This window comes from Halomonas rhizosphaerae, assembly GCF_030010555.1.
Classification (GTDB): Bacteria; Pseudomonadota; Gammaproteobacteria; order Pseudomonadales; family Halomonadaceae; genus Halomonas; species Halomonas rhizosphaerae.
This window is the reverse complement of record NZ_JASCQP010000005.1, coordinates 17,603-37,567: the sequence shown is the minus strand read 5'-3', so window position 1 is coordinate 37,567 and position 19,965 is coordinate 17,603. Positions and strand designations below refer to the sequence as shown.

Annotated in this window: 20 protein-coding genes; 7 read left to right on the top strand and 13 right to left on the bottom strand. The window is 65.7% G+C overall.

The annotated features are described in order from the left end of the window. Positions 1–27: 27 nt before the first annotated feature. The 3 genes from QLQ83_RS00690 (at position 28) to QLQ83_RS00680 (ending at position 2,973) form a co-directional block, all read left to right on the top strand. Positions 28–618 carry an NADPH-dependent FMN reductase gene (locus tag QLQ83_RS00690; protein ID WP_282733660.1) on the top strand — a complete coding sequence of 197 codons (591 nt, stop codon included), beginning with the start codon at positions 28–30 and terminating at the stop codon, positions 616–618. 94 nt (positions 619–712) lie between these two features. Continuing rightward, on the top strand, positions 713–1,675 hold the full coding sequence (locus QLQ83_RS00685) for a zinc metalloprotease HtpX (protein WP_282733659.1): 963 nt from the start codon (positions 713–715) through the stop codon (positions 1,673–1,675). A gap of 47 nt (positions 1,676–1,722) precedes the next feature. Further along, positions 1,723–2,973, top strand: coding sequence for a M20/M25/M40 family metallo-hydrolase (locus QLQ83_RS00680; RefSeq protein ID WP_282733658.1), 1,251 nt, complete (start codon positions 1,723–1,725; stop codon positions 2,971–2,973). A gap of 67 nt (positions 2,974–3,040) precedes the next feature. Here QLQ83_RS00680 and QLQ83_RS00675 read toward each other — a convergent pair whose 3' ends face one another. Together QLQ83_RS00675 and QLQ83_RS00670 are read right to left on the bottom strand one after the other, a co-directional pair. After that, entirely contained in the window at positions 3,041–3,934 is an 894-nt protein-coding gene (locus tag QLQ83_RS00675) for a ribose-phosphate diphosphokinase (protein WP_282733657.1), read from the bottom strand. A 13-nt stretch (positions 3,935–3,947) separates the two neighbouring features. After that, a complete protein-coding gene (locus tag QLQ83_RS00670; protein WP_282733656.1) occupies positions 3,948–5,531 on the bottom strand; it encodes a thymidine phosphorylase family protein in 1,584 nt (527 codons plus the stop codon). A 172-nt stretch (positions 5,532–5,703) separates the two neighbouring features. On the opposite strand from QLQ83_RS00670, the gene QLQ83_RS00665 reads away from it, so the two are divergent. Then, the gene (locus tag QLQ83_RS00665; protein ID WP_282733655.1) at positions 5,704–6,165 is read left to right on the top strand and encodes a potassium channel family protein; all 462 of its coding nucleotides are present in this window, start codon (positions 5,704–5,706) and stop codon (positions 6,163–6,165) included. 47 nt (positions 6,166–6,212) lie between these two features. Here the strand turns inward: QLQ83_RS00665 and QLQ83_RS00660 are convergent, their stop codons facing one another. The 9 genes from QLQ83_RS00660 to QLQ83_RS00620 all read right to left on the bottom strand — a co-directional run bounded on the left by QLQ83_RS00660 (position 6,213) and on the right by QLQ83_RS00620 (position 15,207). Further along, positions 6,213–6,584 carry a thiol-disulfide oxidoreductase DCC family protein gene (locus QLQ83_RS00660; RefSeq protein ID WP_282733654.1) on the bottom strand — a complete coding sequence of 124 codons (372 nt, stop codon included), beginning with the start codon at positions 6,582–6,584 and terminating at the stop codon, positions 6,213–6,215. A 93-nt stretch (positions 6,585–6,677) separates the two neighbouring features. After that, positions 6,678–7,214: a GNAT family N-acetyltransferase gene (locus QLQ83_RS00655; protein ID WP_282733653.1), complete on the bottom strand. Its 537-nt coding sequence runs from the start codon at positions 7,212–7,214 to the stop codon at positions 6,678–6,680. Between the two features lie 201 nt (positions 7,215–7,415). Beyond that, positions 7,416–7,868: a hypothetical protein gene (locus tag QLQ83_RS00650; protein WP_282733652.1), complete on the bottom strand. Its 453-nt coding sequence runs from the start codon at positions 7,866–7,868 to the stop codon at positions 7,416–7,418. Positions 7,869–8,719: 851 nt separating this feature from the next. Further along, on the bottom strand, positions 8,720–9,142 hold the full coding sequence (locus QLQ83_RS00645; RefSeq protein ID WP_282733651.1) for a phasin family protein: 423 nt from the start codon (positions 9,140–9,142) through the stop codon (positions 8,720–8,722). A gap of 237 nt (positions 9,143–9,379) precedes the next feature. Then, positions 9,380–9,598 (bottom strand): hypothetical protein, encoded by a 219-nt coding sequence (locus QLQ83_RS00640; protein WP_027962492.1) that lies wholly within the window; start codon positions 9,596–9,598, stop codon positions 9,380–9,382. A 551-nt stretch (positions 9,599–10,149) separates the two neighbouring features. Then, entirely contained in the window at positions 10,150–10,680 is a 531-nt protein-coding gene (locus QLQ83_RS00635; protein ID WP_282733650.1) for a DUF2141 domain-containing protein, read from the bottom strand. A gap of 775 nt (positions 10,681–11,455) precedes the next feature. Next, complete coding sequence (locus QLQ83_RS00630; protein ID WP_282733649.1) at positions 11,456–12,946, bottom strand: CoA-acylating methylmalonate-semialdehyde dehydrogenase; 1,491 nt, start codon at positions 12,944–12,946, stop codon at positions 11,456–11,458. A gap of 16 nt (positions 12,947–12,962) precedes the next feature. Then, positions 12,963–14,246 (bottom strand): M24 family metallopeptidase, encoded by a 1,284-nt coding sequence (locus QLQ83_RS00625; RefSeq protein ID WP_282733648.1) that lies wholly within the window; start codon positions 14,244–14,246, stop codon positions 12,963–12,965. Positions 14,247–14,325: 79 nt separating this feature from the next. Next, a complete protein-coding gene (locus QLQ83_RS00620; RefSeq protein WP_282733647.1) occupies positions 14,326–15,207 on the bottom strand; it encodes a HalD/BesD family halogenase in 882 nt (293 codons plus the stop codon). Positions 15,208–15,317: 110 nt separating this feature from the next. Here QLQ83_RS00620 and QLQ83_RS00615 point away from each other — a divergent pair, with 110 nt between their 5' ends. Continuing rightward, on the top strand, positions 15,318–16,202 hold the full coding sequence (locus tag QLQ83_RS00615; RefSeq protein WP_282733646.1) for a LysR family transcriptional regulator: 885 nt from the start codon (positions 15,318–15,320) through the stop codon (positions 16,200–16,202). A gap of 88 nt (positions 16,203–16,290) precedes the next feature. Here QLQ83_RS00615 and QLQ83_RS00610 read toward each other — a convergent pair whose 3' ends face one another. Further along, a complete protein-coding gene (locus tag QLQ83_RS00610) occupies positions 16,291–16,767 on the bottom strand; it encodes a YbhB/YbcL family Raf kinase inhibitor-like protein (RefSeq protein WP_282733645.1) in 477 nt (158 codons plus the stop codon). 153 nt (positions 16,768–16,920) lie between these two features. Between QLQ83_RS00610 and QLQ83_RS00605 the strand changes: the two genes are divergently transcribed. Then, positions 16,921–17,382 (top strand): flavodoxin family protein, encoded by a 462-nt coding sequence (locus QLQ83_RS00605; RefSeq protein WP_282733644.1) that lies wholly within the window; start codon positions 16,921–16,923, stop codon positions 17,380–17,382. A gap of 265 nt (positions 17,383–17,647) precedes the next feature. Continuing rightward, on the top strand, positions 17,648–18,667 hold the full coding sequence (locus QLQ83_RS00600) for a TAXI family TRAP transporter solute-binding subunit (protein ID WP_282733643.1): 1,020 nt from the start codon (positions 17,648–17,650) through the stop codon (positions 18,665–18,667). Between the two features lie 80 nt (positions 18,668–18,747). On the opposite strand, the gene fadA is transcribed toward QLQ83_RS00600, so the two are convergent. Then, positions 18,748–19,926 carry an acetyl-CoA C-acyltransferase FadA gene (fadA, locus tag QLQ83_RS00595; protein ID WP_282733642.1) on the bottom strand — a complete coding sequence of 393 codons (1,179 nt, stop codon included), beginning with the start codon at positions 19,924–19,926 and terminating at the stop codon, positions 18,748–18,750. Between the last annotated feature and the right edge of the window lie 39 nt (positions 19,927–19,965).

The window sequence follows — 19,965 nt, the reverse complement described above, 5'->3', positions numbered from 1 at the left end:
AGAACGATGGACCCCGAAGGAGCCCACATGACAGATCGCCAGCCTCACCCCCGTATTCTGGTCTTTGCCGGCAGCAGCCGCGCCGGCTCGTACAACAAGGCACTGGCGCGCCTGGCCGCCGAGCGCATCGAGCATCTGGGCGGCCGGCCCACCTTCATCGACCTGCGTGACCACCCCATGCCGCTCTATGACGGCGACCTGGAGACCGAGCAGGGCCTGCCCGAGAGCGCCCGCGTGCTGCGTCGCGGCCTGGCCGACCACGAGGGCCTGCTGATCGCCTCGCCGGAGTACAATGGCTTCATCACCCCGCTGCTCAAGAACACCCTGGACTGGCTGACCCGGCCCCACGAGGGCGAGAGCGGCCTGACGCTGTTTCAGGGCAAGCTGGCGGCGGTGGTCTCCGCCTCGCCCGGCGGACTGGGCGGCATCCGCAGCCTGGGGCTGGCCCGTCAGCTGCTGGCCAACATCGGCGTGACGGTGCTGCCGGACCAGCTGGCCGTGGCGCGGGCCGCGGAGGCCTTCGACGAGGCCGGCCGGCTGCGTGACGAGACGCAGGGGGAAAAGCTGGATGCCATCTGCGGGCGACTGGTCGACAGCCTGCACCGGCTGCACGGTTGACCCCCGCCCCTTCACACCTCGGCACGCCTTCGAGGCGTCACGGAAGCCGCCCTCCGTGACGACCATCCTCGCCTGACGACTGCAAAGGGACGCCATGCCGATCGGGAGACAACGACTCTGGCGCAGCCGGGTAAAGAACAGCCTGCAGACCCTGCTGATCATGGGCGGCCTGGCCCTGGTGCTGGCCGTGCCCGGCTACCTGCTGGCCGGCGGTTTCGGGATCGTGGTGAGCCTGGGGATGGTGGTGGCCGGGGCCTTCGCCGGTAGCTGGGTGCCGGCCCGCTACATCCTCGCCGATGCCGGGGCCGGCCTGCTCGATCGCCACCAGGCACCGTCGCTCTACCGACTGCTCGATACGCTCTACAAGCGCGCCGGCCTCACCCGCCCCCCGCAGCTGTTCTACGCGCCCTCGCCCGACCTCAACGCCTTCGCCGTCGGCACCCGGCACGACGGCGGCATCGCCGTCACCGAGGGCCTGCTGCGCACCCTGACGCTGCGCGAACTGGCCGGTGTGCTGGCCCACGAGGTGAGTCACCTGCGCCATGGCGACACACGGGTGATGTCCATGGCCGCGGCCATGACCCGCCTGACCCTCTGGCTGACCACGGTGCTGCAGCTCAGCCTGCTGCTGATGGTGCCCCTGATCCTGGCCGGCGAACTCCGCCTTCCCTGGGGCCTGCTGCTGGTGGTGGCCTTCGCGCCCAGCCTGAGCACCCTGCTCCAGCTGGCCCTCTCCCGCAACCGTGAGTACACCGCCGACCTGGACGCCGTGTCCCTGACAGGCGACCCTGAGGGGCTAGCCTCGGCGCTGGCCGTGCTGGAGCGCCACCATGGTCGCTGGCTGGCCACGCTGTTCGGCCGCCATCCGCCCGCGGGGCTCGACTGGCTGCGCACCCACCCGCCGACGGAGGAGCGCATCCGCCGATTGATGACCGTCGACGAGCCGCCGCAACCGCCCCTGCATGATCACCACGAGGACCACGCCCATGCGCCACCGGTGATCCTTGAGCGCCCGGGTGCCATGGGCCGGCGCTACTGGATGCGTCGCCGACGCTGAGGCGCTCGCCCCATTCCCCACTTCATGAACGAGCGAGAAAGAACGACATGAGCGATACGCGAAAGCCCTGGAACAGCCCCATGCCCGCGCCGCAGTTCGACCTGATGCGGCGCATCCTGTCCGCACCCAGCCCGGTAGGGCTCGAGGCCGCCATGACCTACGGCGTCCTCAAGCCCCACTTCGAGAGCTTCGCTCCCGCAGGCTGGCAGCTGCGGCAGTTCATGGGACACGCGGGCGTAGTGCTGGATACCCACCCGGGCCGCGACGACCTCTTCAAGGTGATGATCATCGGCCATGCCGACAAGATACGCATGCAGGTCCGCTCCATCGGCGAGGACGGCAAGATCTGGATCAATACCGACTCCTTCCTGCCCGGCGTGCTGATCGGCCACGAGGTCACGCTGTTCAGCGAGGACCCCGAGGCGCCCGGAAGCTACCGGCGCATCGAGGGCGGCACCGTGGAGGCCCTGGGAGCCATCCACTTCTCCGACATGGCGCAGCGCTCGGGCGAGAAGGGCATCAAGAAGGAACAGATCTATCTCGACCTGCAGATCCACGGCGAGAACAAGAAGCAGCAGGTGGAAAACCTGGGCGTTCGGCCCGGAGATTCGATCATCCTCGACCGGGCTATCCGCCACGGCTTCAGCCCGGACACCTTCTATGGCGCCTACCTGGACAACGGCCTGGGCTGCTTCGTCACCGCCGAGGTGGCGAGGCTGATCGCCGAGGCAGGCGGCACCGAGCAGGTGCGCGTGCTGTTCGCCATCGCCAGCTACGAGGAGATCGGCCGTCTAGGCAGCCGGGTGCTGGCCGGTGAACTGCGGCCCGACGCCATCATCGCCGTGGATGTGAACCACGACTATACGGCCGCCCCCGGCATCGGCGACCGGCGCATGCAACCGCTGGAGATGGGCAAGGGGTTCACGCTGTCGGTGGGCGCCATCGCCAGCGAGCAGCTCAACCGGATCATCGAGACCACCGCCCGGGAACAGGGCATTCCCGTGCAGCGGGACATCGTGGGACCGGACACCGGCACCGACGGCATGGCCGGGGTGCTCGCCGCCGTGGACTGCGTGGCCACCTCCATCGGCTTCCCGATCCGCAACATGCACACCATCTCCGAGACCGGCTACACCAGGGACGTGCTGGCGGCGATCCATGCCATCACCCATACCGTGCAGGCCCTGGACGCCCTGTCGGACCCGCACCGCGAGTTCCGCGACAACCACCCGCGCCTGGACCAGGCCGGGCCGTTGGTGCACCAGGGCGCCGACAAGCCAGAACCTGCCGACACGTGACCGTACCCAGCGTGTGAGACGCATGCCGCAGGGCGGGCAGGGCCCGCCCTGCGGCTGAGGGGCAACGCTAGCCGAGGGCGGCGAGCGCCTCGGCCAGCACCGGGGCCATGGCGGTGGCATTGCTCTGATGCGCGATGCAGTCGGTACTCCAGACCTCGCCCACGCCGGCGGCCTGGATCACCGCCAGGGCATCGCCGGCGAACAGCGCATGGGTGATCGCCACGTCCACCGAGGCCGCCCCGGCATCGAGCAGCGCCTCGGCGGCACGGGCAAGGGTGTGACCGGAACTCGCCACGTCGTCCATCAGCACCACCTGGCGGCCGGCAACCTCGATGTCCGGCAGCTCGACCCGCACGTTACGGTCGCCGTTGCGGGTCTTGCGACAGGTGCCGACATCGAAGCCGGAGACCTCGGCGGCCTGCCGGACCCACTGCAGGGCCTCCTCGTCCGGGCCCAGCAGCAGGGGGTCGTGGCGCTTCTCGGCGACCAGCTCGGCCAGGCGCGGGGCGCCGGAGAGCGCGACGGCGTGCTCGAGGGGAATCGCCTGGTCGAGTCGCTCGATGCGGTGCAGGTGCGGGTCCACGGTGATCACGGCATCGAACAGCTCGGCAAGGAAGCCGCCGACGATGGTCTGGCTGACGATCTCGCCGGGGTGGAAGGCGATGTCCTGGCGCATGTAGGCGAGATAGGGCGCCACCAGCACCAGGCGGGTCACGCCGTGCTGGCGGGCGTGACGCGCCAGCAGCAGCAGTTCGACGAGCTTGTCGTTGGGCCGGTCGAGGCTGCGATAGAGCACCAGGGTCTCGGGAAAGGCGCCCGCCTCGGCGAAGGGAAGCCGCAGCTTGAGCTCCTCGTCGGGAAAGCGGTGACACTCGACGGCGTGGACGGCTAAGCCCGCCGCCTGGGCGAGCCGCCGCGCGGGGGCCATCTCGTCCTGGAAATGCAACAGTGCGCGAGTCATCGGACCTCCCTGTTCAGAACTCGACGTTGAGCCGGATGATCTCCTCGGCGCGGCCGATGGCGATGCCGGGATCCCGCTCGGTGGACTGGTGGGCGAAGCTCAGCTCGTTGCGATAGGCGGCATGGACACGATAGAGCGGTTGGCCCCGGGTCACCGGGTCGCCGATGTGCATCAGCAGGTCGACCCCGGCACCGGCCGCCTTGGGGGCACCCGCCAGACGAGCGATGCGCGCCAGCTTGAGGTTGTCGATGCCGGTGACCACCCCGTCCGCCGCGGCCAGCACCTCGAAGCTGTGGGGGGCCAGCGGGGGGGCGTCCGGGTCGAAGGGCCTGCCGCCCTGGGCCGCGATGATCGCCTGCATCTTCTCGGCTGCCCGGCCGTCGTCGAGGATGTCCCGGGCGATGCCGAAGCCGGCGCCGCCGCGCACGTCCGGGTCGAACTCCAGCATCCGCCCGGCCAGGCGCAGCGCCTTCTGCCGCAGGTCCATGGGCGCCTCGGGGTGGTTGGTGAGCACGCGCATCACGTCGCGGGCCTCCAGCACCGGACCGATGCCGCGCCCCACCGGCTGGCTGCCGTCGGTGATCACCACGTCCAGGGTCAGGCCCATGCGCCCGGCCACGAACTCGAAGAGCCGGCGCAGTTGCCGCGCTTCCGGCATGGAGCGGACCTTGGCATGGGGGCCCACGGGGATGTCGAGCAGCAGGTGGCTGGAACCGGCGGCCACCTTCTTGGAGAGGATGGAGGCGACCATCTGGCCCGGGGAGTCGATGGAGAGCGGGCGCTCTACCGAGATCAGCACGTCGTCGGCGGGCGAGAGCTCGCTGGTGCCCCCCCAAGCCAGGCAGCCGCGATGGGTGCGCACGATGTCTTCGAGCACGTCGAAGGGCAGGTCGACATTGGCCAGCACCTCCATGGTGTCGGCGGTGCCCGAGGGCGAGGTGATGGCCCGCGAGGAGGTCTTGGGGCAGAGCAGGCCGTGGGCGGCGACGATGGGTACCACCAGCATCGAGGTGCGGTTGCCCGGGATGCCGCCGATGCAGTGCTTGTCGACCACCGGATGCTCGTGCCAGTCGAGGCGGCGCCCCACCCGGCACATGGCATCGCTCAGGTAGAAGACCTCCTCGCGGTCGAGCTCGCCGCGGTCGCAGGCGACCACGAAGGCGGTCAGCTCGATCTTGGAATAGCGCAGCTCGGCGATGTCGCGGATGATGTGCCGGAAGTCGTCCCGGGAGAGCCGCTCGCCGGCGAGCTTGCGGTGCAGGGCGGGAATCGAGGCCGGGGGCTCCGCCTGGGAGACGCTCACCGGATGCCCCTCCTCCACCCCCAGGGCCTCGAAGGCGTCCTCGGAGAGCCCGAGCTGCGGGCAGTCGACGATGGCGGCATCGTCCACCACGTTGAGGCTCGCCAGGATGCGCTGGCCATTGGCGCGGACCTCCACCTTGGAGAGTGCCTGGAAACCCTCGGCGCGGTAGAGATCGCATTCACGATGCAGGTAGGCCACGTTCTCGCGGTAGGTGTCGATGCCGACCCGCTTGAGCGAGAGCGGCGAGAGGGTGTCGTCCAGGGCTTCCGCCCGAGTGGCATGCGTCGTCGTCATGACTGCCTTCCTTGCGGCGGGTGCCGGCCTGCCGGCCACGCATCACGCGAGTGACGGATGGCCCATCCTAGCAGCGCCCCGCCGGGGCGTCATTCGAGAGAGGGCCGGGCCCGTGACGCCGGCCCCGGGATCGCGCTAGGCTGGCGCCATCCCGACAACAGGAAGCCTGCCCGTGCTCGATGCTGCCCTGGATGCCGGCCACCTCTGGGCCGTGGCCATCACCCTGATCGCCGTCGTGGCCTGCATCCTGCTGCACTACGAGGTGTCGCTGAGGCTATGGCGGCGCCTGGAACAGTCACGCAGCACCCTGCGCCGACGTTTCCTCAAGCTGACCTTCGGGCTGTTCGCCGCCCACGTCACCGAGATCTGGATCTTCGCCGTAGCCATGGCCCTGCTCGGTGAGCACCCCCTGGCCGGCGGCCTGTCGGGCATCGGGGCAACGAACTTCCTCGATTACGTCTACTTCTCGGCGATCACCTACACCACCCTGGGCTATGGCGATCTCTTCCCCACCGGCCCGATCCGCTTCATGACGGGCACCGAGGCGCTGATCGGCTTCATGCTGATCACCTGGTCGGCCTCGCTCACCTTCCTCGAGATGCAGCGTCACTGGTCGGCCCGGCAGGAGCGCTGAGCCATCCCCGGCGAGAAAGATGTTACCCCGTGCGGCCAAGCGCCGGCTCAGGGCATGCGCCCCTCCCTCGCCAGGCGCTGCCTCACCCAGCGGTCATAGCACCAGCGCAGCGCCGGCTTGATCCCCGGCAGGCCGACCAGCCAGGCCAGCGGCTTGAGGCGTGGCACCCGGCGCATCAGCAGGATATAGGCGTCGATGCCTTCCTGGATGCGCCCGTCCGACTCTTCCACATGCAGCGAGAGCAGCGCCGCCTGCGGGGCGATGCCCTTCTCGCGCAGCGTCGCCTGGTGCTCGGTCACGTCGCACCACGCCACCTGACGCCCGGCCTCCCCCGCCCAGCGCTCGTACCGGGCACGATCCCGCCGGCAGCCGGGGCAGATGCCGTCGTAGTAGACCTTCAGCGGTGGCAGACTGGACATCGGACAACGCTCCTTCCTTCGTACCCTACCGAGGCAGACTCGGCTGGGCCCCAGGGGTTCACCGAACGACGGCAAGCCTCGGCATGATATGCCTTACCAATAGGCGGGATCGTCGAACGCCGTGACGCAGCCAGGGACACCGGCCAGGGCCGTTATCTCATGCCCATCCAGCGATTGGCCGAGCCAGCCTTCCGGCTGGGACAGCCGGAAGGGCGCCGGCGCCGTCTCCTCGGAGATCGGCCTGAAGCCGACACGCGAATAGAACGCCGGATCTCCGTAGGTGAAGACCCGCATCACGCCCCTCTCCTTCAGCCGGTCGAGGCCGAAGCGTATCAGGCACTGCCCGATGCCCTGGCCCTGATAATCGGGCTGCACCGCCACCGGTGACAGCAGGAAGGCCTCGACCGGGGTATCGAACCTGAGTCTCGAGAAGAAGAGGCTGCCCACGATAAGGCCCTTCTCCATGGCCACGAATCCCAGGAGATCCCGCGGGTCGGTATCGGCCATCAGTTGGCGCACCAGCCCCCCGACCAGTTCGCCTTCTGCTGGCCACTCGGAATCGGAAAAGGTTCTTACAAACAGCGCCTGGACCTCCGCCGACTGGGGCGCTTCATACCGTATCAGCTTCATTGCCCTTGTCCCTCGCCGGGTTCGCCAAGGCGGTCAGCCAAGAGGGAAATGATCGCGCTAGACTCGCGTGCCCCCTGTGCATATCTGCTTTCGCCACTGCGTTCATAGCGCAACCGCAGCACCTTGGACAAGACGGTAGAGGCCGTATGGCCAACGGAGCAGCCGGTCCGAGTCAAGGCTGTTGGCAGGAACATGCTGCTACTAGGTCGCGCCTACACCGCTCAGATGAGGAGGAACCTTTACCTCGTCGGATTCCAAATCCCACGCTTGGCCGGCGATTCTCCATTGGCCAGCATCCTTGACCAATAAGAGCATCTCCACTCCCCGGCTTACCTCAGTCTCATTTTCAACCATTTCGCAGCCAGCTAATGCAACGGCGACATTGCCGAACACGCGAACTTCCGTGCCCAGAACCGTCTCGTGAAATGAGCGAAGTTTGGTTCCTTCAAGCCCGGAAAGCCGTTCCATGAATGCATTGACGGACTGCTGCTTCACAGGTCGTTTCGCTGGATATAACGGCGCGCCAGCAAGAAAGTCAGACATGAACGCATCCCAGTCGGCCGACGCATCCGGCGTCCAGCTTAGGCTGCCAAACTGTCGCTTTATCACTGCTTCTATAGCTTGCTCATCAGGCATTTGTGTCTTTTCTTTCATGATATTGCGCCTCGGTTACGAGTGCCTTGGCGATAAGTGGATTAATGATCATCTACCGAGTTACTAACGGGCATTAGACAGCCAGCACATTGACTTCCTCGAACGCCCGGCACATTCAACCGGGCTATGCCGCGTGCCATTCGCACTTGAACGGATAGTATCCATATACAATAGGTATAAAGATATGGCTCAATCATCGTGCCGGCTAGATAGCACGGATAGACACGCTGGCTGTCTTTGTTGTCATGGGGACTTTGGTCCGTCAGGTGCCGTATAGGACATTCCAGTTTAGCCTCAAACCCGCCTATCGGCCAGAAATGGACTTTGATCACCTTCGTATATACGACAAACCGCGGAACGGGATCTCGGGGCCCGTGCAGTTAACCGCCCAAACCTCGTTACATGAAACGTATGATCTTGAGAGCAAGAATGCTCCTGGCATCGTCAAGCAGAATAGTCCCCGCAACGGCACCTATGATCAGGTCTGGTTAGTTGAAGCCAGTCTAGGCACGGAATGCGCCCGCGAGGATGCCGCCATGATTGATGACCACATCATTGGCCCCGAAAATAGGGCACTTCGTCGTCGGGGGTGGAGTTCGCCCCGGGGCTGGCGTCGCCATCGAATCCGGCAAACCTCTCGGTCGAAGTCGGCTTGAGTACAGAGTGACCCGCTTCTTCCATTTCGCGTGACCACACTCCCCGCCCGATCATCGCGCCGTCGCCAATACAGAACCGCGGCAAGGCAATGGGTCTACCACCATTACCCTACCTCCAGATAGAAAACAGGCCGCCGATCATGGATCGGCGGCCTGTAATATTACGTCATCGCGGCCCGCGCGGCGGGCCAGGAGTTACTTGGCTTTGGGAGCGGTTTCCTTGACGGCCTTGGTGGCGGTCTCGGTGGTCTCCTTGGCACTTTCCTTGGCCTGCTCGACGCTGGTCTCGGTCAGCTTCTGGCTTTCCTGAACGAATTCCTGCTGCAGGGCCATCACCTTCTCGGCATCGCCCTTCAGGCGCTCGGTCAGGTCCTGGACCACCTGCTGCTGGCCTTCCAGGTAGCTTTTCAGGCCTTCGGCGTCCTTGACCTCGGTCAGGCTGCGCAGCTGCGCCAGGTTGATGTCGGTATAGACCTTGGTGGCCTCGAGCTGGGTATTGACCAGCTTCTCGGTGAAATCGACAGAGAGGGCAGCGAAGGCGCGCGCCGGGGCGAAGAAAACGGACTCAAGCTGGGCGGTGTCAAATTGCTTGGCGTCGAATGCGAATGCGTTGGTCATGATGAGAACCTCCGGGGTTCTGAATGCTATGGAACGGGAGTTCCCGTCCTGTAACAATACACACTATAGCAGGGATTTTTGTGCAGTGCAACATTGACCGAGGACAGGACTTCGACCAGGGTCCGCCAGGCTTCCCATGCTTGACCGTCGCCCGAGGATGGCGCCCCACTCACCAGCAGCATCTCTGTCGGCCGATGGGTCTTCAGGCTAGAGGGGGAATAAAGGTTTGATCAGCCATCAACTTAGCTTTCTTGTGACGGTGCAGTGGCACACATCGCCGTCGATACTATCAATACGAACAACAACTGGCCGATCCTCAGCCGGGTCTTCGGTAAACAGGAGCCAGCTATTGGAGTCGAGCCCCCGGACATATTCCCTGCCCACCTCAGGCTCCTTCACCTGATCCGTGCCAATCTTTGTGGTCATGCCAACCTCAAGGCGTCTTATATCTTGCATGGACTTCTCCTTAGTCAGAGTCAATAGAATACCACCTGCCAAGGCTGTCTTGGCGCCTCGTCGTGCTGCTACTCAACCTTGGAACCACCGCATTGAAAGAATCCAGCAGCAAATGCCCTGTACAACACAGTGTATAGTAATCGGCTATACTTGTCCGCGAAGCCGCTTGAATACTCACCTGCTCGCTTCCCTGCAACCGCTCCAGCGGCCAATTTACCTTATTGTTGGATAGTTATTTCCCGCGTTTCATGGAGTTAGGCGTTATAGGCATGGCCGCATCTGCCTCCTGCTCCAGTGCTGCGCTGACTTCTTCATCCAACGGTCGCAGAGGATCACACGTCATGGCCAGACGGATGCCCACCTACACCCGAAGCCTTCGCCAGCTTCGCAACGCCTGGTTCATCCGGACGCCTCAATCGCCAATCCTCGCAATCACCTTGACATGTGGCAAGACCTCCAGACGAGCGACCTCGACGAAGCCTTTTACTCGCTGATCATGGTGACGTTGAATCCGGGTTCTAGGAATGCCTCGGCATCCATGGAAAGGCAGCTCAGTAATTCAATCTAATCGTCAGGTTCAGGTTTTGCCCACTGTACGAAAAGCTAGCGGCCTCGAACGAAGGCGCACTCATCGTGGCTTTTGCGCCGCTTGAAAAGCCATAACCTTCTGTAGGGACCCCTAGAAAGTTAGTGGCAAGCTTGCCGTCCACGTTTTCATCATGAATGACGGCCATCGCATAGGTTCCCGGGGGGATATCTAAAAAGTGGCAACGCGCCTCGGAATCCCGAATTTTTATCATCATTATATTGGTTGCGGAGTGAAGAAATTCCGTAGGGAAACCCGCTGGCGACTCAAAAAGCGCGCAAGCTACACTCCCGGCATTGTTACGAATGTTGGGGATTTTTACGTGAATTCCGGGGCATGATGACTGGGCAAAGACGATAGCGGGAAAATGTGCAAGCATCAGCACTGCCGACAATGCTACACACCGAACAGCCATGGGGAGTCGCGTCACCGGTTGCCGGGCAGGGGAGCCGAGCTCAGACTCCCGATCAGTTGATTCACTCCTGGATTTTTTCATAGCTTCGATCCGACTAGCCTGGTTTAACCAATCATCAGGCACCCAACAGGAGTTACACTTCGTTCTTGTATATAGTGACTTGCAATGCGTACGTACGCGCAGCAATTATAACGCACACCGCCCGTCTTTAATTTATTGAAATACTTGAAAATTAATTAAATATCTACTACCTGAACCGATTCGTGAATGCTGTATAACAGGGACGAACGTACATGTTGCATTTACCCAGGCATTCCCTCTGGGTCATAAGCTGCTTTAACCATACCATGAGGGTAGACTAACGTCCTCCATTCGGCCAAATAGTAAGTTCAGCTATACCTGATATAATGCCAGGATTCAGCGCCCCGCCTGCCCGGGTCCAGGCCATGTTCCCTCGCTTTCTGGCGATCAGTTCTACTTGCACGAGACCAGAAATGTGCCCGCGGCTAGGGGCATGAGCCAGCCTGATAGACGTGAGTGCATTCGAATTTGTGCAGCCTTCCATGGGCTGGCGTCAGGCTCGGGAAAGGCGAAGTACGCTCCCCAGAGCACGGCGGCAACGAACAAGGTAAGCGATGACTTACCCGATGTGCTCCATTTACCACTGCCCTCCGTGATTCTTGACGACAAGGACAGCAGCACATGCCTGAGTCGGGGGAGCCGCCTTGAGCGGACACGGGCATGGATGGCGGGCCACGCGAAAGAGGGCTGTGCCATGGGGTGTTTCGGCTGGCAGAAACACCATCGCCCATCCTCGGGGATGGGCGATGCGCGTGCCGGGGCTGGCGGGTCGACGTCAGCTGGAGGGAAAGTTCAGCTGGGCCTGTTCCCGTAAGTTCTGGGCGGGCCAGCGCTGGGAGACGGCCTTGCGACGGGTGTAGAAGCGCACCGCGTCGGGGCCGTAGGCGTGGAGATCCCCGAACAGCGACTCCTTCCAACCACCGAAGCTGTGGAAGGCCACCGGCACCGGCAGCGGCACGTTGATGCCCACCATGCCCACCTCGATGGCATCGCTGAAGCGCCGGGCGGCCTCGCCGTCGCGGGTGAACACGCAGGTGCCGTTGCCGTACTGGTGGGCATTGATCAGCGCGATGGCCGCCTCGAAGGTCTCGACACGCACCACGCAGAGCACCGGGCCGAAGATCTCGTCACGGTAGATGCCCATCTCCGGGGTCACCCGGTCGAACAGGGTGGCGCCCAGGAAGTAGCCCGGCGATTCCTGCACCAGCGGGTGCTGGCGACCGTCGACCACCAGTTCGGCGCCGGCTGCCTTGCCCTGCTCGATATAGCCCGCCACCTTGTCGCGGTGGGCGGCGTTGATCAGGGCGCCCATGTCGAGGCCGGTCTCGGTGCCAGGGCCGATCTTCAGGGTGCGCGCCTGCTCGCCGACCTTCGCCACCAGGGCATCGGCGGTGGCATCGCCCACGCACACCGCCACCGAGATCGCCATGCAGCGCTCGCCGGCACTGCCGAAGGCGGCGCCGATCAGGGTGCTGGCGGCGTTGTCCAGGTCGGCGTCGGGCAGCACCACGGCGTGGTTCTTGGCCCCGCCCAGCGCCTGCACGCGCTTGCCGTTGTCGGCACCGCGGCGGTAGATAGATTTCGCCACCGGGGTGGAACCGACGAAGGAGAGCGCCTTCACCTCGGGGGCGTCGATCAGCGCTTCCACGGCCTCGCGGTCGCCGTGGACCACCTGGAAGAGCCCGGCGGGTAGGCCCGCCTCCTCCAGCAGCTCGGCCATCTTGAGGGCGGCGGAGGGCACCTGCTCGGAGGGCTTGAGGATGAAGGCATTGCCGCAGGCAATGGCCATGGGATACATCCACAACGGCACCATGGCCGGGAAGTTGAACGGCGTGATGCCGGCGACGATGCCCAGCGGCTGGTGGTTGGACCAGGTGTCGATGCCCGGGCCGGCGTTGTGGGAGTACTCGCCCTTGAGCAGCTCCGGCACGCCGCAGGCGTACTCGACGTTCTCGATGCCGCGCTTGAGCTCGCCCATGGCGTCCTCGAGCACCTTGCCGTGCTCCCTGGCGACCAGGGCGCAGAGCTCGTCGGCATCGCGCTCCAGCAGCATCTTGAAGCGGAACATCACCTGGGCGCGCTTGGCCGGCGGGGTGTCGCGCCAGGCGGGCTGTGCCGCCCGGGCGGCGTCGATGGCGCGCTCCACGGTGGCGGTGTCGGCCAGGGGCACGCGGCCGATCACCTCGGCGCTGGCCGGGTTCGTCACGTCCAGGTGGCGGTCGCCGTCCAGGCGCTCGCCGCCGATCCAGTGGGTCAGGGTCTGCATGTCGCGTCCTTGTGCGTCAGACTTCACGGCCGAGCAGGGCCTCGTTGAAGGGATAGCGAGAGAGCTTCTCGACCCCGGTGTCGGTGATCAGCACCTCCTCCTCGAGCTTGACGCCGTCGGCGGCGCCCACCTCGCCGATGTAGCTCTCCACCGAGACCACCATGCCGGGCTCGAGGACGCCGTCCTTGGAGAAGCGGTCGAAGTCCATGTGGTGCGCCACCAGCGGTGTCTCGCCATGCATGCCCACCCCGTGGATGATCGAGGGGTAGCGGCGATCCAGGAAGCGCTCGGGGATCTTCCAGGCCGTTTCGGCGATCTCGCGGTAGCTCATACCGGGCTTGAGGATGCCCATGTTGTGGTGCACCTGGTCATAGGCCATGCGGTAGAGCTCGCGCTGGTAGGCGCTCGGCTTGCCCGGGCCGACGTGGAAGGTGCGCGAGAAGTCGGAGTAGTAGCCGTGGCAGCCGATGGTGTCGGTGTCCAGCGCCACCAGCTCGCCGGGGCGGATCTTGCGGTCGCTGGCCTCGTGGAACCAGGGGTTGGTGCGCGGCCCGGAGTTGAGCAGGCGGGTCTCGATGAACTCGCCGCCGCCGCGGATCACCTCGCCGTACATGATGGCGAAGAGCTCATTCTCGGTGACGCCGGGCTTGATCGCGGCCTCCACCTCGGCCACCGAGGCCTCGCTTGCCGCCATGGACTGGGCCAGGCAGGCGATCTCCTCGGGGGTCTTGATGCGCCGGCAGTGCAGGGTGTCCTGCATGCAGTCATAGACATCGAGGCCCTGGGCCTCCAGGGAGCGGGCCAGGTTGAGCGCGCAGCGGTCCAGGCCGACCTTCCTGTTGCCGCGGCCGTGTTCCTGGACCAGTTCGGCGATCTCCAGACCGAAGGGGTCCGAGGAGAGGTTGTCGCGCTGGTTCACTGCCGACCACACCACCTTGGAGGTGCGCGACTCGTCGATGGTCTCCAGCCAGGTGGAGATGTGCGCGCTGCCCGGGTACTCGAAGAGGATGATCGGGCCTTCCAGCGGCACGTAGATATAGCGCGTGGAGTTGCGCAGGAAGTAGCCGAACATGTTGCGCGAACCAGTGGCGTAGCGCTGGTTGTTCGGGTCGAACAGCACCAGGGCGGCGTAGCCCTGCTCGGCCATCATGGCGCGCAGGCGCGCCAGGCGCCCGGCGCGCAGCTGCACGGGGTCGAAGGCGGTGGGGATGCTGTCGCCGTTGGCCATCGGCGCAGACGGCACGACCGGAATCCGGTCCGGTTCGCTGTCGGTCAGTTTCTCTGACTCTACGATACTCATGGGGGTCTCTCGCTGTGTCGTCAGGGGATGGCCGCCTGCACGGGCGGCCATCGGCAAGGGAGGTAGGTGGCGTCGGGGCTCAGTCGGCCAGGCTGTCCGAGCGGTTCATGCCCTCCTCAAGGAGCCGTTCGTGGACCGGCGCCATGCGGCCGAAGATGCGCTGGGCTCGCTCGGGGCGGCCGATGAACCCGGGCTCCTTGGCGTAGGCGAAGATCACAGTGTGGCGCTCCTTGTCGCCCTCCACCGGGGTGACCCGGTGCAGCGAGTAGCGACCGAAGAAGACCTGCAGGTCGCCGGGCTGGAGGTCGAGGCTCTTGAGGCGCGTGCGGTCGCCGTCGATCACCTTTTCCACCTCCGCGAAGTTCTCGCCCTCCGGGCTGCGGATGCCCGGGGCGTACTCGAAGCGGCCGCCGCCGTGGGACTGGCGGGTCATCATGGTGACGATGAACTCGTTGGTGTCGTAGTGCCACGGATGCTGGCAGCCCTCGCGCAGCACGTTGACCACCAGGTCGGCGAGCGGGTCGGCGTACTGGTGGATCTCCTCCATGCCCACCACGGCACCGATGAAGCGCTGGAAGTCGGGATGCTCGTAGACCTGGCGGATGATGGTGTCGCCATCGATGCGATCGCCCGCCACGAAGCCGTTGGTGCGGTCGTCGAAGCGATTCACCGGATGGCTGGCCGGTTTCTCGGCATCGCCGGCGCTGTTGTAGGGATTGGTCTCGGTCTGGTTGTAGTGCGCCTCCGGCGAGAGGCGTTCGGTCTCGCGCTCGAGCCGAGCCAGGGCGTCCTCTGGGACGAAGTTCTTGAGCACCACGCAGCCGTCCTCGTCGAGCTGGCGACGGCACTGCTCGATCAGGGCGCGGCCGGCCTCGCCGTCCAGGTCATCGACGGGGTAGCGGGCCAGGTCGATCAGGCCATCGAGGGGGTTGGTCGTCTGGACGTCAGCGGTTGCCTGCATGGCTCTCCTGCTCCTGAGTATTGCGGGATGTCGCTGGACAGCATAGTGACGCCTCATTCATAATGAAAATGAATGATTGAGATACAATCAATTTCAAGAGCTCATTGATCATGGATACCGTGCTGCTTCGCACCTTCGTCACCGTGGCCGAGTGCCAGGGCTTCAGCGCCGCCGGCAAGGTGCTGCATCGCACCCAGTCGGCGGTGAGCCTGCAGATCAAGCGTCTCGAGGACCAGATGGGCCAGTCGCTGCTGGAGCGCACCAGCCGCAGCGTGTTGCTGACCGCCCCGGGGGAGCGTCTGCTGCCCTATGCCCGCCACATGCTCAAGCTCGAGGACGAGGCCCGCGAGGCCCTGGGCGAGACGCGGCGCGGCGAGCTGATCCGCTTCGCCACCTCCGAGGAGCAGGCCGCCGCCTACCTGCCCGCCCTGCTGCCCCGCTACGCCGAGCGCTTCCCCGACACGCGCCTCGAGATCCACTGCGACATGAGCGCCAGCCTGGTGAAGCGCTTCCAGGAGGGGCTGCTGGACGTGGTGCTGTCAATCCGTCATCTGCCGACCCAGTCGGGCCAGCTGCTCGGCTGGGAGCCGATGGTCTGGGTGGTGGCCGAGAGCGTCTCGCCGGCCGACTGGGCGACCCTGCCCCTGGCGCTCAACCCGGAGGGATGCATCTTCCGCGCCCATGCCCTCTCGGCCCTGGGGCGCGAGGAGCGGCGCTGGGAGGTCCACTATTCCAGCCAGTCGCCTACCGGCATCAACCTGCCGGTCCAGGCGGGCCTGGCGATGACGGTGAAGACCCCGCGCAGTGTTCCCGAAGGGTGTCGCATCGTCGGCGAGGCGGAGGGCCTGCCGCCCCTGGGGCAGGTGGAGATCGAGCTGCACCGCCGGCCGGGGCACACCAGCGAGGCCCTGGAAGCCTTCTGCGAGGAACTGGAGCACCTGGTGATCGACCACGACGACGTGGCCGCCCCGGCGCCGAGCGAGGCCGTCACCTGAGCCATGGGCAATAGACGCCGCGGGCCCGCGTCGTCCAGCGACGCGGGCCCGCCTTGCTCAGCCGGGGCGCGATCAGGCGCCGCGTCCATCAGTCGCGCTGGTAGGTACCCACCAGGCGGTTCATGCCGATCAGGTGAGGCTCCGCCTGCTTGAGCAGTTCGGGCAGCGAGAGGCCTTCCGGCAGGTCGGTGGCCTTGTCCAGCGCCAGCACCCAGAAGTAGTAGTGGTGCACCCCGTGGCCCTCCGGCGGCATGGGGCCGCCATAGCCGGTCTTGCCGAAGTCGTTGAGCCCCGGAGTCCCCTCGCCGCTGCCCTCCTTGAGCTCGCTGGTGGCGGCGGGCAGGTTGTAGAGCACCCAGTGCACGAAGCCGTAGCTGCCGTTCTGCACCAGGGGGGCATCCGGGTCATGGCAGATCACCGCGAAGCCCTTGGTGCCCTCCGGGGCGCCCTGCCAGCTGAGGGCCGGCGAGACGTCGTCCCCCTCCCCGGTATGTTTCGTCGGAATGGCACCCCCCGCCGCAAAGGCGGAGCTTTCGAGCTGCATGGTCGAGAGAGCAAAGGCCATGGTGATCAACCTCCCTGGATATCCAAGATGTCTACGTTTCGACGTGACGGTGCGAGAGCGCCGACTCAGCGTCGGAGAAAGCCCGGCGCCTGTCAACGCCACTTCTCCATGGCATGATGGTCGCAAGCCACGAGTTCAACCCGGGAGACCGCCATGCCTCGCCTGCTGATCGTCGCCCATGCCCCTTCGCCCAATACCCTCCGGCTCCGCGAGGCCGCCGAGCGCGGGGGACGTCATCCCGATATCGAGGGCGTCGAGGTCACCGTCAAGCCACCCCTGGAGGCCGGCCCCGAGGATGTGCTGGCCTGCGATGCCATCCTGCTCGGCACCACCGAGAACCTGGGCTACATGAGCGGCGCCCTTAAGGACTTCTTCGACCGCAGCTACTACCCGGTGCTGGAGGAGAAGCAGGGGCTGCCCTGCGCGCTCTATATCCGCGCCGGCCGCGACGGCACCGGCACCCGCCGGGCCGTGGAGGGGATCGTCACCGGCCTGCGCTGGAAGTGGGTGCAGGAACCGCTGACCCTGCGCGGCGAGTGGCAAGAGGACTTCGTCGACCAGGTGGAGGAACTGGGCATGGCAATGGCCGCGGGGCTGGACGCCGGCGTGCTCTAACCATATGCGATTAAATTCCGTCGATAGTCCCTTCCGATCCTTAAGCCCCTGCTATACCTCAAGGAGGCCCGTCTACTCGCAGGGATTCTCGGGCCTTGTCGAACGCCGCATCGGCTGATCGCGCGACAACAAGACAACGACAAGATCAACAGAACAACACGATACGTCGACCAGACGCGATGAGAAGTCCCTCCCTCCGGCTTCCGCCCGGCCCCCCTCTTGGACCGGGAGTGCCTCTGGCCGACTCACTGACGCGAGGTGAGTCATGAAACCAACCGCAAGGCTGCTGGGGATCGGCCTGACCAGCCTGTTCCTCTGGAACCCGCCGTCGGCGCAGGCCGACGATCCCCTGATCATCGCCACCGCCAGCCCTGCCGGGGTCTACCACGTGGTCGGCCGGGCACTGTGCCGAGTCGTCGAGACGCCCTGCCGGGCGCAGCCCGGCGACGGCTCCAGTGCCAACCTGCGCGGGCTGCGACGCGGCGATCTTCAGCTCGCCATGGCCCAGTCGGATCTGCACCAGTATGCCACCCTGGGCACCGAGGGGTTCCGGAACGACGGCCCGGACGAGGCGCTGCGCTCCATCTTCTCGCTGCACAGCGAGCCCTTCACCCTGGTGGTGCGACGCGATGCCGGGATTCGGGACTTCGAGGACCTTCAGCAGCGCTCGGTGAACATCGGCAACCCGGGCTCCGGCCAGCGCGGCACCATGCTCAGGCTGATGGATGCCCGGGGCTGGAGCCGCAGCAACTTTCGCCAGATCCACGACCTGCCGGCCGACCAGCAGTCCATGGAGCTCTGCCACGGCAACATCGATGCCATGGTCTATACCGTGGGCCATCCCAATGCCTCGGTGGCCCAGGCCATCCGGCTGTGCAATGCCGAGATCGTCGACGTGCAGGGCGAGTTCGTCGACCTGCTGGTGGACGCCTACCCCTATTTCACGCGGGCCTCGATCCCCGCCGGCCTCTACGGCCCGGACCAGCAGGCAGTGAGCACCTTCGGGGTCAAGGCCACCCTGGTCACCAAGGCGGACACCGACGCCGACCTGGTCTACCGGCTGGTCTCCAGCGTGTTCGACAACTTCGCACGCTTCAAGGCGGCCCATCCCGCCCTGGGCCAGCTGACGCCCCAGGCGATGATCCGAGAGGGGCTCAGCGCGCCCCTGCACGAAGGGGCGCTGCGCTTCTACCGAGAACAGGGATGGGTCGAGGCCGAGAGCATGATGTCCGAACGCAACGACCAACCCCGCCTGGCCGAGCACGCCGCAGCAAGGCTCGAATGAAACCCGTGCCCGCAACGCAGAACGGCACCCCGAAGGGTGCCGTTCTGCGTATCACCGCGACCGTTTTCAGGCCGGGCGGGTTACCTGAGGCGTTCGAACACCGTGGCCACGCCCTGCCCCATGCCGATGCACATGGTGGCCAGGCCCAGGGTGGTCTCACGCTCCTGCATCACGTTGAGCAGGGTGGTGCTGATGCGCGCCCCGGAGCAACCCAGCGGGTGGCCCAGGGCGATGGCGCCGCCGTGGAGGTTGACCTTGTCGTCCATGGCGTCGCGCAGGCCCAGGTCCTTGAGCACCGGCAGCGCCTGGGCGGCAAAGGCCTCGTTGAGCTCCACGGTCTGGATGTCGTCGATGGTCAGCCCCGCCGCCTTCAGCGCCTTCTTCGAGGCCGGCACCGGGCCATAGCCCATGATGGAGGCATCGCAGGCGGCCACCCCGGTGGAGAGCACCCGGGCGATGGGCTCAAGGCCCAGGGCCTGGGCGCGCTCGTAGCTCATCACCGCCATGCCGGCCGCCCCCACCGAGAGCGCCGAGGAGGTGCCGGCGGTGACGGTGCCGCCGCGGGGGTCGAAGGCCGGCTTCAGCTCGGCCATCCTCTCCAGGCTGGCGTCGCTGCGGATCACCTCGTCGCGGTCGACCCGCACCCGGAAGCCATTGGCGTCATGGCCCTCGATGCCGATGATCTCGCGGTCGAACCCGCCGTTCTCCATCGCCGCCTGGGCCCGCTGGTGCGAGCGCACGCCGAAGGCGTCCTGCTCCTGGCGGGAGATGCCGTGCATCTTGCCCAGCAACTCCGCGGTCAGCCCCATCATCATGGCCGCCTTGGCCACGTGCTTGCTGGCCGCCGGGTTGACGTCGACGCCATGGGTCATGCCCACGTGCTCCATGTGCTCCACGCCGCCGATGATGTAGAACTCGCCCATGCCGGCCCGGATGTTGGCGGCGGCGATGTGCAGCGCGCTCATCGAGGAGCCGCACAGGCGATTGACCGTCTGCGCCGGCACGGTGTGTGGGATGCCGGTGAGGATCGCCGCGTTGCGGGCGATGTTCATGCCCTGCTCCAGGGTCTGGTTGACGCAGCCCCAGATCACGTCGTCGACCTCGGCGGGGTCGAGCCCCGGGTTGCGGTCGAACAGCGCCTGCATCACCGCGGCGGAGAGGTTCTCGGCGCGCACGTGGCGGAAGGCCCCCTGCTTCGCCTTGGCCATGGCGGAACGGGCACAGTCGACCACCACCACGTCTCTCGGATTCAAGCTCATCGATAACTCCTTAAATAATGTCCGGAACGTCCTGACCGT

Excerpts from the sequence above, each read along its gene's own strand:
- QLQ83_RS00620 (WP_282733647.1), bottom strand. The coding sequence starts at position 15,207 with ATGCAGGCAACCGCTGACGTCCAGACGACCAACCCCCTCGATGGCCTG.
- QLQ83_RS00650 (WP_282733652.1), bottom strand. The coding sequence starts at position 7,868 with ATGAAAGAAAAGACACAAATGCCTGATGAGCAAGCTATAGAAGCAGTG.
- QLQ83_RS00610 (WP_282733645.1), bottom strand. The coding sequence starts at position 16,767 with ATGGCCTTTGCTCTCTCGACCATGCAGCTCGAAAGCTCCGCCTTTGCG.
- QLQ83_RS00680 (WP_282733658.1), top strand. The coding sequence starts at position 1,723 with ATGAGCGATACGCGAAAGCCCTGGAACAGCCCCATGCCCGCGCCGCAG.
- QLQ83_RS00600 (WP_282733643.1), top strand. The coding sequence starts at position 17,648 with ATGAAACCAACCGCAAGGCTGCTGGGGATCGGCCTGACCAGCCTGTTC.
- QLQ83_RS00625 (WP_282733648.1), bottom strand. The coding sequence starts at position 14,246 with ATGAGTATCGTAGAGTCAGAGAAACTGACCGACAGCGAACCGGACCGG.
- QLQ83_RS00670 (WP_282733656.1), bottom strand. The coding sequence starts at position 5,531 with ATGACGACGACGCATGCCACTCGGGCGGAAGCCCTGGACGACACCCTC.
- QLQ83_RS00675 (WP_282733657.1), bottom strand. The coding sequence starts at position 3,934 with ATGACTCGCGCACTGTTGCATTTCCAGGACGAGATGGCCCCCGCGCGG.
- QLQ83_RS00640 (WP_027962492.1), bottom strand. The coding sequence starts at position 9,598 with ATGCAAGATATAAGACGCCTTGAGGTTGGCATGACCACAAAGATTGGC.
- QLQ83_RS00605 (WP_282733644.1), top strand. The coding sequence starts at position 16,921 with ATGCCTCGCCTGCTGATCGTCGCCCATGCCCCTTCGCCCAATACCCTC.
- QLQ83_RS00655 (WP_282733653.1), bottom strand. The coding sequence starts at position 7,214 with ATGAAGCTGATACGGTATGAAGCGCCCCAGTCGGCGGAGGTCCAGGCG.
- QLQ83_RS00630 (WP_282733649.1), bottom strand. The coding sequence starts at position 12,946 with ATGCAGACCCTGACCCACTGGATCGGCGGCGAGCGCCTGGACGGCGAC.
- QLQ83_RS00690 (WP_282733660.1), top strand. The coding sequence starts at position 28 with ATGACAGATCGCCAGCCTCACCCCCGTATTCTGGTCTTTGCCGGCAGC.
- QLQ83_RS00660 (WP_282733654.1), bottom strand. The coding sequence starts at position 6,584 with ATGTCCAGTCTGCCACCGCTGAAGGTCTACTACGACGGCATCTGCCCC.
- QLQ83_RS00645 (WP_282733651.1), bottom strand. The coding sequence starts at position 9,142 with ATGACCAACGCATTCGCATTCGACGCCAAGCAATTTGACACCGCCCAG.
- QLQ83_RS00635 (WP_282733650.1), bottom strand. The coding sequence starts at position 10,680 with ATGAAAAAATCCAGGAGTGAATCAACTGATCGGGAGTCTGAGCTCGGC.
- QLQ83_RS00615 (WP_282733646.1), top strand. The coding sequence starts at position 15,318 with ATGGATACCGTGCTGCTTCGCACCTTCGTCACCGTGGCCGAGTGCCAG.
- QLQ83_RS00685 (WP_282733659.1), top strand. The coding sequence starts at position 713 with ATGCCGATCGGGAGACAACGACTCTGGCGCAGCCGGGTAAAGAACAGC.
- fadA (WP_282733642.1), bottom strand. The coding sequence starts at position 19,926 with ATGAGCTTGAATCCGAGAGACGTGGTGGTGGTCGACTGTGCCCGTTCC.